We start from the raw sequence: 15,339 nt of genomic DNA on the forward strand, positions 1-15,339 counted from the left end.
TAAATCTGTATATAGTCTATTAAATACCTTATAATTATCCTCTTTTAACAGTGCAATAAATTTAGGGAAGTCTTGCTCTTTCAAGGAAGACAAAATACGGATAATTGCTTTTTCCTTCGTCTCTGTTAGAGAGGTTTGTGAGCTTGTGAGGGTTTTTAAAACTTTCTTAATCGTATCAAAATCAATAGATGAAAGCGTACAAACATCTAATGAGTTAATGTATTCAAAGGCTCCTTCCTCTGTTCTATAAGCAGAAATATCACTAAGAATACCCTTAACAAGCTCTATATGTTTATCATTATCACTATATAGATAACTGATTAGTTGAAATCTATCTTTGGAAAAAATAGAGAAACGGATAGTTCCTCCAAAGGTGATGACTAATTTATCTTTGGAATGATTGTGAATTTCTTTTTTATCATTTTGATAGTCTTTCGGAGAGAAATGATTCTTAAACTCTATATTGTTTTTCCCTAAGAATTCAATAACTATTTTTGCGTATTTTACACCATCTATCGTAATATCTTCAGCGTATACATCTGTCTTATCCGCATCTGAGTAAATAGTTCCTTTTTGTTTTTTGGTACAACGAAAATATTCTATATAACGCTGTACCATCATAGGAGAATTCTTTAGCAAAAGGTTTTCCCCTTCTTTCTGTCCTTGGAAGGCATACAGCTTCACTTTAGGATCGTTGATTTGTTTCCAGTCCTGGTAGAAGAAGTCTTGCCCCTTATTGTAATCCATCAGGGCAGTAGTTTTACCTTTGTCGGCATTTTTACCTTTGAAAGGGTGCTCGAGTTTGAAGATGCCGTGCCCGAGTTCGTGGGCTATGGTTCGGGCGTTGGTGCTGTATACAAAGCCGTATTGCCCTCCTAATCGCATATAGCCGTGGTCGCCAGTGCCGTCGTTTACCAAAAAGATGTAATAAGTGTTTTCTTTGGGCTTTCTTTTGGTTGTAAATTTAGCGATGACTGCATTTTGTTCAGGGCTATAGGTAGAAAGGTCGCCAAACTCGTTTTCTGTGGGCAAAGTGCCGTTTTTGAGTTGGTCGTTAATGTCAAAAGGGGGTTCAGTGGTGATGTGTAGTGTTACCCCTACTTTTTCATATATCTGCTGTACTTGAGCGATTGCCTCTTGAAGGTTTTGTCCGCTTTGAGTAGGTACCAAAGCTACATTTACTTCTTTAGGAGAGAGGTGTACTAAAACACATTTACCAATGAGTTCTTCTTTTTTGCCTTTTTTGTCTTTCTTTTCTTTGGCAACGACCCATAATTCTTCCTGCGCAAAGTCGAAAGCTCCCTTACGTGTGATTCTGTATAATCCGTCTCCCTTGCTTTCTGCATCTACTTTTATTCCATCTTTGGTATGAAAGTAGAAAGCGTATTTGGTAGTATCGGCGGGTTGTATGCGCAGTTCAAAGCTGGAGGTTTTGCCTTTTACAAGTGCTTTATAAGGTATTTCACCGGTGGTGTCGTTTGCTAACTCATCGTTGAAAAGCCATTCTACCTTAAAATGTTTGTTGCTAATAGGCGGATTTTTGCTATCTCCTTTTCCGCCTTGTTGGGCTAACTGAGTGCCTTCTTCTTTTGTCCCTTGAGCAGTTACCTTACCACTCTCATCCAACTGATATACCTTCCCTTTACTATCGGTGATTACATAGTCTCTTCCCTTAGGTAACGTTACTTTGGGTGCTATACCAGTCTTAGGGTCTACCTTACCGGTAATGGTGATACGCCCTGAGATACTATCTACTTGTATATTGTTTTCATTTTCTATCTCAAAAGGCATCTTTTGGTCTTTCTTGCCTTTATCGCCAAAGACCTCACCTATACCTTCTTGTACAAACTGTACATTCCTCTCGGTCTGGTCATAAGTGGTTACGAGTTTTCCCTCTATGAGTTGGTGCTCGGTGTTGAGCTTGATATTGGTAAAGCTTACCTTTATCTTGGTATCTTGTAGGTAAGGAACCTTCACATAACCTTCGCCAGAGTATACACCATTGCTACCTGTAGCGTTGAGTACAGTTACCGGAAAATCACCTGCCGTAAAGGTAGTGTTAGGATACAGGTTGTCCTGTAGTGGGGAAGTATTCTTGATGCGTACTTCTGGTTTTACTCCACATTGCACCTGGCTCTTCTGATCTATCTGCTCGGTGGTGGTAAACTCCTGTTCGGTGCTATACATATAGTTCTCCTGGCCAAATACTGAACTACTATGAGTGGCATTTAGTCCACAAGCTACCCCCACTTTGTAAATATAAGTACGTCCTCGCTTGAGTCCGGTGAGCTTGGCATTGGGCATACTTACCTTTTGTGATTTCCAGCTTTTGCCCCTCTCGCGGTACATCACCTTGTATGGGTACTCTTGATTAGGCATCATCGCTTGAGCACTCCAGCGCAGTTGGGCTGAGGTACTTTCGCTTATCGCTGTGAGAAACTTAGGAGCTTCACAATGAGAGACTAAGTCAAAGTAAAAGGTTTCGGAATTGCCATTATTCTTAAAATAAGATGGTTCATTGGGGTTATTGGGGTTATTTGTAAAAGCCCGTACTTGCCATACATAGCGCTTATTCTCCAGAAGGATAGGCATCATATTGGTATATGCCAAAGCAGGGGCATAGGTTTGGGTTTGGTATACTAACCTGCCTGTCATAAAGGCTTCTTCGGGTACTAACGACAAGTCCCATACTTCTTTGAGGGTAAACTCATATTGCATAAAGGGGGCTATATCGCGGGGCATCCATTGGAAGACGATATGCTGAAAAGCGTTCTTTTTGGTGAGTACCTCTCCCTTTTGTGGCATTGTCGGTATAGGTGGAGCGTAGCGACGTACTTGTAGCATTGCCCGTCCTTTGTTGGAAACAGGGCGTCCCGTTGCCGAATCATATAGGGATAAACAGAGGAAGTAAGTACCCTCAGGAAGCAGACCATTGTAGCTACTCTCGTTGATACCATAGAGGTTCTCATACTTCAGTAGGCTTTTGAAATCGATATTGGTGAGGGTACGGCGTACTCCTGGGGTGAGGTTTACCAAGTAAGGGGCTATATAGTCAGGTGTTTGGGCTATGACTTGCCCTTGGAAATTCTCAAGAGAGAGGCGGAGCACAAAAGGACGCCCGCCCGTAGAGAGATCTTTGAGCAAAAAATGAGCTTGTAGCTTCTCCTCGAAAGTATCAGCATACCCTCTGAGACTCTGTGGATAGGGAGGCGTGGCAAAGACTTGTATATCCACAGGGTATTGCTGCCCTTGCAAACTCAAGCTCAGTAAGGTTAGAAAAAGAAGTATATAGCGACGGAAAAGCATAGAAATTATGAATTATTAATTGTTAATTATTTTCACCTCTATTTTCTCTGTAGGAGTAGGTGAGTTATCTTTTAATATGACTTTAAAAAAGTATTGGTACATATTGTCTATTTGCACATCAGCATCTTCTACGGAAGTAACAGGAGAAGTAAAGCTACGCCATAGTGTAGGTTTTTCTCCGTTAATAGCCTTGTAAATCATCATCTCATTGAAGTCCTCTTTTATAGGCAACCACTGTAAAGTAACTTTTCCTTTTTTTATACGGCTTTGGAGTCCTCTCAGTACCCTATCATCACTCTTGGGTCGGTGAATGATTTGTATTACAGGTGAATAGTCAGAGAAGTTATTACTATGGTCTTTTGCCTGTACAGTATATTCATATATTCCAGATACATTAGGAGGAATGATATATGTATACGTTTCCTTTTTGCTATGGTTTTCAGAGTGAATAAGTTTCCAATTGGTAGTACTTTTTTCTCTTTGATAGAGCAAATATTGACTTACATCATCACTAAAACTCTTACGCCAAGTGACTTTCCAACCTTTTTTATCATCAGTATACTCGATAAAAATAGGGGTAGTAGGGGGGACTTTATCGGGTTTGGTAAGTTCTAACAATACAGAGGGCGCAGACTCATTCTTACGAAAATCAATAGCTGTTACCCAATAATATACTTTAGTATTCAGACTCTTGAGTGCTACAGTATCTTTTAGCGAAGTATTAGTGATATGAGAACCTGTGATACGCATCATTTCTTCACCTTTTTGATTGCCCCTAAATACATAATAACCCATTAGGTCAGCATCTGTATTGGCTTTCCATTGCAAACTTACAACCCCTAAAGTATCTATAGTTCCTGTGAGTTGTTGTACTCTTTCAGGAGGGGTCTCGTCATTGGGCTGAACCAACATTGCAAAGGAATCAAAAGTAGTACCATTCTTGCCATAAGTACGCACTTTGTAATAATTAGAGGGCATAGTAGGAGTCACGACAACTTGCCTTTCTCCCACTGCAATAGGTGTTTTTATCTCCTTATATACCTTGTCATTCGGAGAGTGAAGTAGCGAAAAATGTGTGATCTCATTCTCATTCTCTTTAGAGAAATCCCAATGCAAGCGATATTGCTTTTCACTTATAGGAACTACCTCTGTAAGTTGTGCTATTTGTGTAATTGCCTGAATTCCCTTCCCTCTTATCTCTTGAGAATATGGACTATAGGTATCAAAAATTGTTTTCCCTCTTAGGCGATAACGGTATTCTTTATCGTTCTGTGCTAATGAATCCACATAAATCATCGCTGTAGAACGACTATTCTGATTCATATTCACCACAGGGTGTTCGGTTATCGGAACAAAAGGAGCCTCGCCTTCCGCTTTTTCAATAAAGTAGTAGTTATAGAATTGATTAAGGGTCTGATAGTCCCACATAAGAGTTACTTTCCGATCTTCAAAATGAGCTCTAAAATCAAAAGGAGCTGGTAATTCTTGAAAATCTTTGAGCCCTACTACTACGCCTCCTTCTTTTATAGTAAGCTTATCATTAGGCAATAGTTTTACTTTATAGAGATAGCTTTCATTGGGTAATACCTCATTATCTACATATCCCCAACCAGCAAAACAAGCTACCGAAAAATCCAAATCGGCTGCCATCAGTGCAAAAGAAAAACGATCATCTATTTCACGTGCTTTATTAGCAATACCTTCTATAGGGTTCTGTTTGTTAGAAATCTCTGTTTCAAAAGTTTCACCATAGATAGCTTGTGCTATAATAGCTGCATTATTATTCTTTTCTACCCATTCTTGCCACTTCTCTAACGGAGGAGTCTTAAATGTGCCTAAGACTTTGGTCTCAGGAGTAGTTAGTACTTTTCCATTTCGAAGATATGTAGTGCGCTCTAACTGAAAACCTATGTTATTGGCTTTCTGCCACGCTACAGGAGTGTCTACAGCCCAACGCAAGGCAATGCTGCTTTTTCGCACTTCTTTACTCATTTGCAAAGAAGGATTTTCTTGTGAAAAGGAAAGAAAAGTAATACTATATACAATTACGAATAAAACTTGTTTCATCTTCTTAAAACTTATATTTGTAAGGCGTTTCGGAAGTAATTTTCCCGTTAGGTAATCGATATTTTAACACTGCCTTGTAGTTCTTAGTAGGAAGCACTGGAAAATAGAGTTCCATAAACTCTTTGTACAAAGGATTTTTTTTCAACTCATCCCAGTGATTGGCTAAATAATATTGTTGTGCATTCCAGTCTTTTTGATAATACATAAGTACATCATAACGATAAGGAAATACTCGTTTTATGTCATAACTATTCCATTTCAGTTCTTCAGGGTAGAATGGAAAAACAATCACAGCCTCTTTTGGAGGATAACCTACAGTGTTAGTATCTCTGCTGAACCATGTTTGCCCTTGAGAATTACTATATAGATATTTAGAAAACAAAGCATCGAACTTATCATCTAATACAGCTTCAGCTTTTATAAGTGGTATTTCTGAATAAGTACTACCTATGAGTTCTATTTCTTCAAAAGGTTCATCAGTATTCATATCATTCTGAAGTAAGACAACTGCCGAGTTGTATTTTATCCACAAATGTCGAGTATCAAACTTCTTCATCTTGTCGCTCAGGCGCTCGTATTTACTAGTAGCAAAATGGTATGACAAACGTTCAAAGCCTCCTCTATCGGCATTGGCTTGTGCTTTTTTGTTTTCAAAGGTGTAAGAAGTTTCATCTTCTCCTTTATCAAAATTTCCTTCAGAGGCTTTTACATTATTTTTTTTCTCCTGTGTTTTATCTGTGGTATTTACTTTTGTTCCTTGCTTACTATAACTTACAACAGAAAGTCCATATTTAGTAGCCTTAGAAAGCTTCGGTATAGTAAAGGTAATTCTATTTTCCGCTTTTAGATAAGTAGGTGTAAGCTCTTGTCCTTTTCCTCCTCCTTCTGGATCTATAAACAAGCGCGTATTCCAATGTGCATCTTCAAACAAATAAGATTGTCCTTGTTTCAATTGTACAAATCCTTCATTACTTTCTCCTACAAAATAATTCTTTTGGTCTAAGACAGGATAAGCATATTTTATATTCTTATTAGGAATATAATCAGGAGCTCCTCCGGTAGTAAAACTACGTTCCTCAGTTTCTATAGCCTTTTTTCCATCTACCATCACAGTTTGGTAACTTCCACCTTTGAGTTCTTTAAAACTCACACTTACCACCGCTTTTAGTTTTTGGTGAGGTGGGAGTACTTCTTTCGGAGTAAAGTTGAGTTCATCCTGACTCTTCCCATAAGTTAGTTTTCCCTCTATAGTATTTCCTTGTGCATCAAGCACTTCAAATTTTTCTAAGTTCACAATATATGTATGATCGCGGTCGTCTTCGGGAATTACAATAGGTTTCTCCAACTCTAAGTTGAAAGTAGCTTGTGGAGAGAGGAACACATCCACCCCTTCACTGCGATCAGAGGGAGAAACATCTGAGATAATTTTCATACCTCCTAACACTTGATCATTAGCCAATTCGCATTGTTCTCCAAATTCCATTTTCAAGCGAAAACGACCTTTCACCAATCCACCAAGTACATTATAGTAACCTCCCAAATAACCTCTTGCCCAAAAAGGATTAGGCCCTGATCCTTGTAACAATGCCGCAACTCCTGCACTAAGAATAGGAATACGCTTGCGAACAAAGAATAATTTTATCTTAATTCCCAATTCCCCTTGCAAATATACATATGTTTGCCCATTAGCATACCATCCATTGATACCCAGTTCTCCGCTTCTGCCTTTGCAATGGGCATTGCCGTAATTCTTTAACATTAAGTCTGAACCAAAGCCTGCTGCAAAACTCGCATAGAGGAACCCTACATCAAATTTGGTATCAAAATTCAAATGTGCACCGAAAGCAAATCCTTTTCCTTCTTTGATCTGGTTAAGACTTTTCATATACCCTATCTCATCAGGATTGAGTTCTAGTATTTCAGCTACTTTCGCAGGTGGTTGAGGTGCTTCACCTATTTTGGTACCCACCATAAAGTACGTTTGCGCTTTGATATTTAGGAAATCTCCAAAGCCCACTTGTAATCCCATCATCTCACGGGTAGTCCCTAAGTGGTAGTACCAATCTTGTGGGTCTATATGCAATACTGCACGTCCTGCCAATCCACTATTACCAGTTCCTCGTATTACTCCACCAGCTACATTCACGTATACTTCCATATTAGAGTGATAGGCTTTTGAAGCAAAGTCGTAGCTCACATTTAGCTGAGCGAAGATAGGTGCTTTTTTGCTTTCATTGCTTTCATCTATGGTAAAATCATCAGGGATATCTGCTTTCCCTGAGTTGTCTAAATATTTGTATTTCTCATTTTTAGCCAACTCTTCCATTTTTACCACTTTCTGCACATTGTCAGCAAAGCCTTTTTGTACAGTAGCAAACGGATTGGATAGCTTATCTTGCAAAGCGTACATTACCGTTGCATTGCCATAAAAACCAATCTTTGAGAGACCTCCTCCTTTATAGGTTTGAATGTCTAATAAGGCTATAAAGGAAATCACTCTTTTGTCCTGAAAAGCTCCTAATACTCCTGCTTTGAGTCCTAACCCTATCTTTTCATCGGGAACTAATGAAAAGGCTTCTAATGCCTCTTTATCTTTAGGATTCCCCAAAGGACGCATTTGGTAATACGCTCCTCCTATAAATCCTGTTATTTTTACGTATTGGGTGTTGATATTTAGTCCATCTACCATAGCTTCAAAGCCCCAATAGCGAAAGTTTTTACTACCAAATACAGCATTAGCATTTACATCTACATCCAAAGAAGTAATCTTGGTTGAAAGTTTTGCCTTAAACCCATTGCCGTACACTGGGTCGTTCTTCATTAGGTTTAACTCTCCACTCACTTTAGCTACTACTATATCTACATCTTCTAATTTGAGTCTATTAATTTCAAACTTATCGTAACTCCAGTGTTCATCAGTATTTTTAGCGTAGATATTAAAATCACCTTCGGCTGAAAATTTATCCTTTTGTAAACCTACCCGTATACCGAAATGTAATTGAGCTCGTTCTTCTCTGAAAGCGACACTTACATCTTTGATACTCACAGGAAAACCTGCTATTTTCTGCTCTCCTTCACAGCCAAAATACTCAGCTGATAAGTAAGGAGCTTGTGTTTGTAAGGTGAATTTTTGAAATTTAACTCCTTCCAATCGGTAAAGATTCTCATTTTCTTTAGGAGCATCTAAAATCATTGAACCATCCAATACTACTTTAGGAAGAAATTCTTTGTTTTTTACTTGTAATTCAACATAAGAAGAAGGAAGGATAACAGCTTTTGCATTCCACATATCAAATGAGATAGATTCTAAGGAGGAAACACGAAGCATGTAGTTATCCTCAGAAAAGCTACCATCAAAATGAATTCCTTGAGAATCTTCCTTTTCTATAGGAATACGAAAAGCACCTGAAAGAGCCCCTCCAGTAAGTTTAGAGGCTACAAAATCAGCTTGTATATGATCTATAGCATATTGCCAACCCTTTTTCTTATCCTCTGAAGTACGTCCCTCCTTAAAACTGATGAGATTCTCTGCCGACAAACTTCCAGAAAAACCATAGGCATCCAAAAGGAAGTTAGTCGCTTTTAAGCTTACCCGCCCTCCTGTTTTTTTAAACTCTTCAGGCAATGTAACTGTGAGCTCTTGTATATAAAATCCACGCCAGCTATCTTGCCCTGCTACTAAATACTCATCATAACCTTTAGGAAATACCATTGCTGGAGCATTGTTGATGTCACTCATATCCAAGACCATTCGCTCAGGGTGAAATATAAAAGCTCCTTTGTCTTTATTTTGTATTTGCCTTGTAAGAGCAAAAGCAGGAAGTTTCAGTTCTACAAGTAGGTTGTTAAAATCTTCAGCCTCTATAGCGACTTCGCTTTCCACATAACCATTAGGGATAGGTTGTAATTGGCTATCAACTGGCACTATAAGTTCATTAGAGATGCGTATCATCCCTTTTAAAGCAATTTTTTTGAGTCCATTACAATTTATTTCTATGTATGTTTGGTCATCCATTGTTTGACCTTTTACATTTCTCCCTCCTTTGAGTAAAAACGACCAGTTTTTGGTATTGCTAAGAGTTATATCACCCAATAATGACAAGTGTACATCACCTACTAACTGTCCTTCATATGAAAAAGGAATTTCAGTAGCTCCGAAGTAGAGTTCACGTTTACCAGATGGTGCTTGGGTATCGGGAAAGGTAATACGGGCATATATATTTACAGTTGTTTCATTAGAAGAAAAAGTAGCCTTAGTAACCATTATTGCATATTCTATCCCATTTTTATTCTCTCTAATACCTACAGGAAGTTCTGTAATATCTTGGATTTGATTTACCCAATGAGTTTTCTTTTCTAAGGAAATGAAATTTTCTTGTTCCTGTGCATTCAAACTTATAGAACACAATAACAAAAGTAATAAATAGAAGTTCTTTATTCTCATAATGAAAAGTTGTTTCTTTTGCGCTACAAAAATAACAATTTATTTTGAAAAACAACTATATTTGTGTAAAAAACAAATGAGGGGACAATATTAGAATGTAATATATATTTTATAGAATGTTACTCTCTTGAAAAAATAGAAATGTTTTTTAGATACGTAATTATTAATATCCTATTTAAGAGTATTATTCCTTATTAAAACTCACATAATATAACATAAGTTTGATCATTAGTGTCCACTAAAAAAATGATACTAATCAAAATTAAATAATAGCGGTTCACTTGAACTATTTCGTTCCTTGTCATTATTGAATATAGTTTTGTCAAAAATTTCTTTCAAAGGAGTTTTATCAGTCAACGAGATACTGAGTTTACTATCAGGTCACGAAGATTTTCATGAGTACTAAGTTGGCCAAATATGAGTGTAAGTAACAGATTCCAAAATCAGAAGAACTTCATATACTTATCATCCTCATACTTACAAACTAGATAATTAAAATGATTTCTGTTAAGAAATGGGACTAACTAAGTGAAAACAAATTTATCTTGATGTATATGCAGAATCTTATGATGCTCTGCAAAGGTATGAAATCAAATCCGTTGACTCAAAAATACTATATAATTAACTACATTTCAATTATTTAAAAGAAAAATTATTAATTTTAAGTGAATAATGGTAAAAAACTATGTAATTGTGATTAAAAAAATTATCTTGCTTCATATCCCTCTTTAAACTGCAAAAAATTTCTTACTTCTTTCGGTTTTTTCTCAATCCATTTGTTGATAATATCTGTATTCATTTTCAATTGATTAAATACTTCTATATCATAAAACTCCTTGCCTTCTGCTCTCATTTCTTTAAAAATTTGGCTTCTAATTTCTTCTTTGGTCTTTATGCTTGTGCTATACCATTGCTTAGAAAGATAAAATGATAAAAACATTACAATAATAGCTATTCCTAAAAAACCAAAACTACCTATCAATAAGTATTTTAATGATTTGGATTTCTTCTCGAAATGTTCTAATCTTGAAAGTGTATTTTCAGATAAATCTGTTTTAATATTATTAGGAATAAATTTTGTAGTATTTTCAATTTTTTTAGAAATATCTTTAAATGAAGTTTCAAAATTATTTATTCTATGATTTAGTGAACTAGATGAGCTTTCAAACTCACCTACTAAATTTAAAATATCTTGATAAATAGAAACTGTACTTGCTAGTTTTTCTATATTATCTTCATTACTTTTTATTACTTTGTTTAGCAAATCTAAACCATTGTCCATTTTGTTATTTTCTGTATTCATATTTTTTATTTTAGTTTTAAAATTTCCTTTTGTAGGATCTATTTATTTCTTCTTTTTCATTTATTAAGTTTGAATTATTTTTCTCCAAAATTTCTTTTATTTCTTTTATTTTGAGTTTATTAGTAATTTCAGAGAGTTTATACCCAGCAGGATATTCCCTTTTTGTTTCTGTATTAATATCAGAGATTTTTACAATCAGCATTCCTGAAACACCTACTTTTACATTTTCTGATAGTATTACTTTGTATCCCAATTGCTCCATTTGAATAATTAATTCATTAAAATTAGTAGCTTTCTTAAGACAGTGATGCAAACTATCAAGCATTTTCTCTTTCTTTTCCTTACTGATTTCTACATCTGTTTTAAGATTCATATTTTTACAAATTTCTCTTACAGCCTGTCCAAATAATTCTCCTATTTTATGAGCCGTTATGGTATTTTGGCCATATGTATTTACTCTATTGACTACAAAATGAATATGTTTGTGTTTTGTAGAATTATGAATATCTAGTCGAATTTGATTGTCTTTTGTAACGCCAACCTTTTCTAGAGCTTTTAAGGTAAGTTCTACCAAGACATCATTAGAAATTTCATTTTCGTCACTTCTCTCTGGAGAAATGTATCCTGTTAAAGCCCAATTTTTCACATTTTTATTTCGGTCAGCTACAGCTTTCATTTCTTGGAATTGATTTTCAGCAGTATCGGATAACAAATTACTGGAATATACCATTTCAGTTGTTCCTTTGTCATTTCCATTGTATTGCAAAGCAATTTTAGAAATACGTCTTGTAGTTGCAGAATTATTCATCTCGTATTCTATTTTGGTATAAATAATTGTAAATTGATTTAGTAACTTCTTCTATCTCTCTTATGATTTCAGTTCTATTCTCCAAATTTGAAAATTCATGATTTCGTAATAAATTTTTTATTCTCTTAAAGTTATTTCCATAAGATAAAAGTACCTCATCTGTTTTAAATTCATTAATTTTTAGTTCTCTTTCCGTTAGAATTAGTCGAACATATTTAGAAATTTTGAGGTTTAGTTTTTTTGCTTTTTCTTTGAGAGTTTCGAATTCTTTTTCTGTAAGTTTTGTAGAAATCGTTTTAGAAAAAAGAGCAGATTTTTTCTTGGCTAAACCACCTTTTTTACCAATAGTTTTGAAATAATTTTTTCTTTTTTCTTGTGCATTTTTTTCTTCTTGTTCTTCTTGAATCTTTGTTATGAAATTCGTTAAAAAATCTTGTTCCATTTTTTTATTATCTGTGTTTTTTTAATGTTTTTGACGACAGGAAAAAACCAAAAAGTTCCATTATTTACATTAAGCCCCACGCTTATTGTAAACAATGGGTACTTTTTGCACTAATATCGTAGCAAATAGGTTCAATCATTATGAAATCATTTAAATCTTTGTAGTTTTGATATAAAGTTCTATAATCTTCTACATGAGGATTTAATTGTTTTACTTCATTTGTCGCTCTATTTCCTGCTTCATCATTGTCAAAATATAGTTCTATTTTTTCATAATTCTCAATGATTTTTTCAAGTTTAAAAATCATTGAAACAGAATTTAAAATCACATAATCTGATAGTTGTTCTTCTAGTGTTTTTTTCATTTCTATAAAAGAAAGATAATCCATAAATCCTTCGAAAATCCGAAGATTGTTTGATTTATTTTTTATTGTTGTGATATCCTTTCTCCCAATACAAATTTTTGAATATTTATTCCTTACTTCATAACCACCAGTATCATTTTTGAAACCAATTCCAAAATATTTTTTATCTGATATTTTATAATGAATTTCTTTAAGTAAGTGAATATTATTTTCAATTCTTCTTTCCTTTAAGTATTGAATTAGGGCATTGTGTTTGACCTCTGAAATGGATAATATTTCATATTTATTTTCGTCTTTAGTTACATTACATATTTGCTCATTAAAAGAAAAATCAAATTGAGACAAATATTCTAAGGCTTCAGATACAGAACATAGTTTGATGCCCTGAACCAATGAGACTATATCGTATTTCTTTCCCGTTCCGAAGTCAAAAGCAATATTTTTGATGAAATTGACCAATAAGCTGGGTGCTTTTTCTTCTCTATCAAAAGCAAAATAAAATGCTGTTTTAGAATTACCTTTGCTTGGGAAAAGAGAAAAACTTTCCAAAACATTTCTAATAGATATCTGAGTATTTGCTTGTTTACAATTCATATCTTACTTCTTGAGTTTTATACATTTGTTTTTTTTCATTGAATTGTTGAAAAAAGAATGTAACTATCTTATCAAGTGCATTTTATACACTCAACAAAAACTCAACAATTCAACAAAATAGGTTTATGATTGTTCAACAATAGCTCAACAAAATTCAAGGGTTTAAAATTTGTTGAATACTTCGTTGAATGGGTATTCAATTAAAATTCAATTATTTGTAGCTTAATTCGACAAATCAACATATTTTTCAAGAATAAAATTTTTGGAAATATTGAAGTATCTTCCCACAGAATTACTCTTATAAAAATTTCCAGAATAGTCAATATCGTAGCGGGTGTAAGTTAATCCGTTTTTTTGAGGTTCTAAATTCCATTTTTCTTTCAGTACATTCCTTACATCATTTCGGGAATAATACAATTGACGGAATATTCTATTGAGCATATTCAAAATATCTTGAGGGACAGCCTTTATTTCTGTTTCCTCTGTTGATTCAAAAAACTCATAAAGAAGTTCTATCATCTTACATTCCAACTTATTTGAATTTTTAAGAATAAGCTTTTGGAGTGCTTTTGTTTTTATTTCTTCAGGAGCAAACCACATTCTGCTTTTCTTTTCAGAATGGAATTTTCGATGGATTAAAAAACTTAAAAATAAAGGAATTTCTGTAATTAAATTTTGAAGAAACTCAGTGTTTTCAGATTTTATTGGATTGATTTTCAAAACCCAGAAGCGAATTTCGTTTTCATCAATTTGAATAAAATTGTCTTCGTTATTAGAACAAAGGATGAATTTTCCAAAAAAATCAATTTCCTCTCGGTCTTTACCTTTATTCTCTAACTTATCCTTATTGGTAGTGGAGAGATATTTTAGTCGTTCAGTGATTTCCTTTCGATCAAAAAACACTTCGTCAATGGCTATAATCAACATTGAAGCCCAGTCAGAATTGAATTGACTATTGAACGAATCTCCCTTGATATAAGTCATATTTCTTCCGAAAATCTCTTTGAGCCATTTGAGGAAAGTAGTTTTTCCTGTAGCTCTTTCTTTGCTTACCAAACATAAGATAGGAAGAATTTGAGTAGGATTTTCCAGTAAAATCTTCAGATAATCTAGACCTAAATCTACTTGATTTCCGAAAATATGTTGCATAAAAGAAATAGAAAAAGGAATTTCATCTGACAGTACTACCGAAATACTCGGCTGATAGGGAATTTCATTGTATATATTATAAAAATTCTCTATAGTTTTTTGGTATTTCAGATGATTAGGAATACAACAGAAGCCATCATATTTAGGAATTTCGTAGATATATTTCTTACCATGGTCTTCGATAATGGTTTCTCTTGACCACTTAACGAGTGAAGTGATTTTGCCGCCAAAGATTTGTGGACGTTCTATAATTTTGTAATAAGTAGTGCCCACACGAATGTAAGGTATAAGTAATTCTCCCATTTTGATACATTTTTACGTTTAAATTACTTGACCTTTTTTTTAGCTTTGTGAGCCATTTCTTCTATTTCTTGAATTGTCTTTCTTTTTCCTTGTGCAATCCAATCCAAAAGTTCATCTTCGTAAAAATAGAGCTTTTTCCCATTTTTGTAATGGGGAATTTGTCGCTTTCTCACTAATGTATAGAGTGTAGGTTTAGCCTTTTTTAGGATTGTACAAGCTTCCTCTATACTTATAGGAGTCTTCTTATTATTAATTTCTATTGTATCTTTATTTTTTACAATAGTTTTTAATTCTTCTATCTGATGAGATAGAAGAGCGACTGCCTTAGGCAGATTTTCAAATGAAATTTCATTTGCATTCATAATTTTGATGTTTAAAATTATGGTGCAAACTTAGTAAATGTATCCTTTGTGATGAGAAAAACACATAAAAAAATAAATCACAAACGAATCACAGGAAAATCACAAACGAATCACAGGAAAATCACAAACGAATCACAGGAAAATCACAAGCGAATTACAGGAAAATCACAAGCGAATTACAGGTAAATCACAAACGA

General features: G+C 34.5%; 9 protein-coding genes. All 9 read right to left on the reverse strand.

The window, feature by feature from the left end:
• The coding region (locus HMPREF9071_RS12490; protein ID WP_009745471.1) for a fibronectin type III domain-containing protein at positions 1-3,306 on the reverse strand (3,306 nt) is incomplete at its 3' end.
• A 15-nt stretch (positions 3,307-3,321) separates the two neighbouring features.
• Positions 3,322-5,373, reverse strand: a complete 2,052-nt coding sequence (locus HMPREF9071_RS04880) for a fibronectin type III domain-containing protein (RefSeq protein WP_009745472.1) — start codon at positions 5,371-5,373, stop codon at positions 3,322-3,324.
• Between the two features lie 4 nt (positions 5,374-5,377).
• Positions 5,378-9,817 carry a hypothetical protein gene (locus HMPREF9071_RS04885; RefSeq protein ID WP_040358031.1) on the reverse strand — a complete coding sequence of 1,480 codons (4,440 nt, stop codon included), beginning with the start codon at positions 9,815-9,817 and terminating at the stop codon, positions 5,378-5,380.
• 706 nt (positions 9,818-10,523) lie between these two features.
• Positions 10,524-11,120 carry a hypothetical protein gene (locus tag HMPREF9071_RS04890; RefSeq protein ID WP_009745474.1) on the reverse strand — a complete coding sequence of 199 codons (597 nt, stop codon included), beginning with the start codon at positions 11,118-11,120 and terminating at the stop codon, positions 10,524-10,526.
• A gap of 16 nt (positions 11,121-11,136) precedes the next feature.
• On the reverse strand, positions 11,137-11,928 hold the full coding sequence (locus HMPREF9071_RS04895) for a relaxase/mobilization nuclease domain-containing protein (protein ID WP_009745475.1): 792 nt from the start codon (positions 11,926-11,928) through the stop codon (positions 11,137-11,139).
• Complete coding sequence (locus HMPREF9071_RS04900; protein ID WP_009745476.1) at positions 11,921-12,370, reverse strand: special sigma factor; 450 nt, start codon at positions 12,368-12,370, stop codon at positions 11,921-11,923. Before HMPREF9071_RS04900 ends, HMPREF9071_RS04895 begins: the two co-directional genes overlap by 8 nt.
• An 82-nt stretch (positions 12,371-12,452) precedes the next feature.
• The gene (locus HMPREF9071_RS04905) at positions 12,453-13,328 is read right to left on the reverse strand and encodes a toprim domain-containing protein (RefSeq protein WP_009745477.1); all 876 of its coding nucleotides are present in this window, start codon (positions 13,326-13,328) and stop codon (positions 12,453-12,455) included.
• Between the two features lie 222 nt (positions 13,329-13,550).
• Entirely contained in the window at positions 13,551-14,780 is a 1,230-nt protein-coding gene (locus tag HMPREF9071_RS04910) for a primase-helicase family protein (RefSeq protein WP_009745478.1), read from the reverse strand.
• 23 nt (positions 14,781-14,803) lie between these two features.
• Positions 14,804-15,142 (reverse strand): helix-turn-helix domain-containing protein, encoded by a 339-nt coding sequence (locus HMPREF9071_RS04915; protein WP_009745479.1) that lies wholly within the window; start codon positions 15,140-15,142, stop codon positions 14,804-14,806.
• Between the last annotated feature and the right edge of the window lie 197 nt (positions 15,143-15,339).

The sequence above is a fragment of the Capnocytophaga sp. oral taxon 338 str. F0234 genome, from assembly GCF_000192225.1.
Taxonomy (GTDB): domain Bacteria; phylum Bacteroidota; class Bacteroidia; order Flavobacteriales; family Flavobacteriaceae; genus Capnocytophaga.

Coding starts and splice junctions, on each gene's coding strand:
- HMPREF9071_RS04880 (WP_009745472.1), bottom strand. CDS start 5,373: ATGAAACAAGTTTTATTCGTAATTGTATATAGTATTACTTTTCTTTCC.
- HMPREF9071_RS04885 (WP_040358031.1), bottom strand. CDS start 9,817: ATGAGAATAAAGAACTTCTATTTATTACTTTTGTTATTGTGTTCTATA.
- HMPREF9071_RS04890 (WP_009745474.1), bottom strand. CDS start 11,120: ATGAATACAGAAAATAACAAAATGGACAATGGTTTAGATTTGCTAAAC.
- HMPREF9071_RS04895 (WP_009745475.1), bottom strand. CDS start 11,928: ATGAATAATTCTGCAACTACAAGACGTATTTCTAAAATTGCTTTGCAA.
- HMPREF9071_RS04900 (WP_009745476.1), bottom strand. CDS start 12,370: ATGGAACAAGATTTTTTAACGAATTTCATAACAAAGATTCAAGAAGAA.
- HMPREF9071_RS04905 (WP_009745477.1), bottom strand. CDS start 13,328: ATGAATTGTAAACAAGCAAATACTCAGATATCTATTAGAAATGTTTTG.
- HMPREF9071_RS04910 (WP_009745478.1), bottom strand. CDS start 14,780: ATGGGAGAATTACTTATACCTTACATTCGTGTGGGCACTACTTATTAC.
- HMPREF9071_RS04915 (WP_009745479.1), bottom strand. CDS start 15,142: ATGAATGCAAATGAAATTTCATTTGAAAATCTGCCTAAGGCAGTCGCT.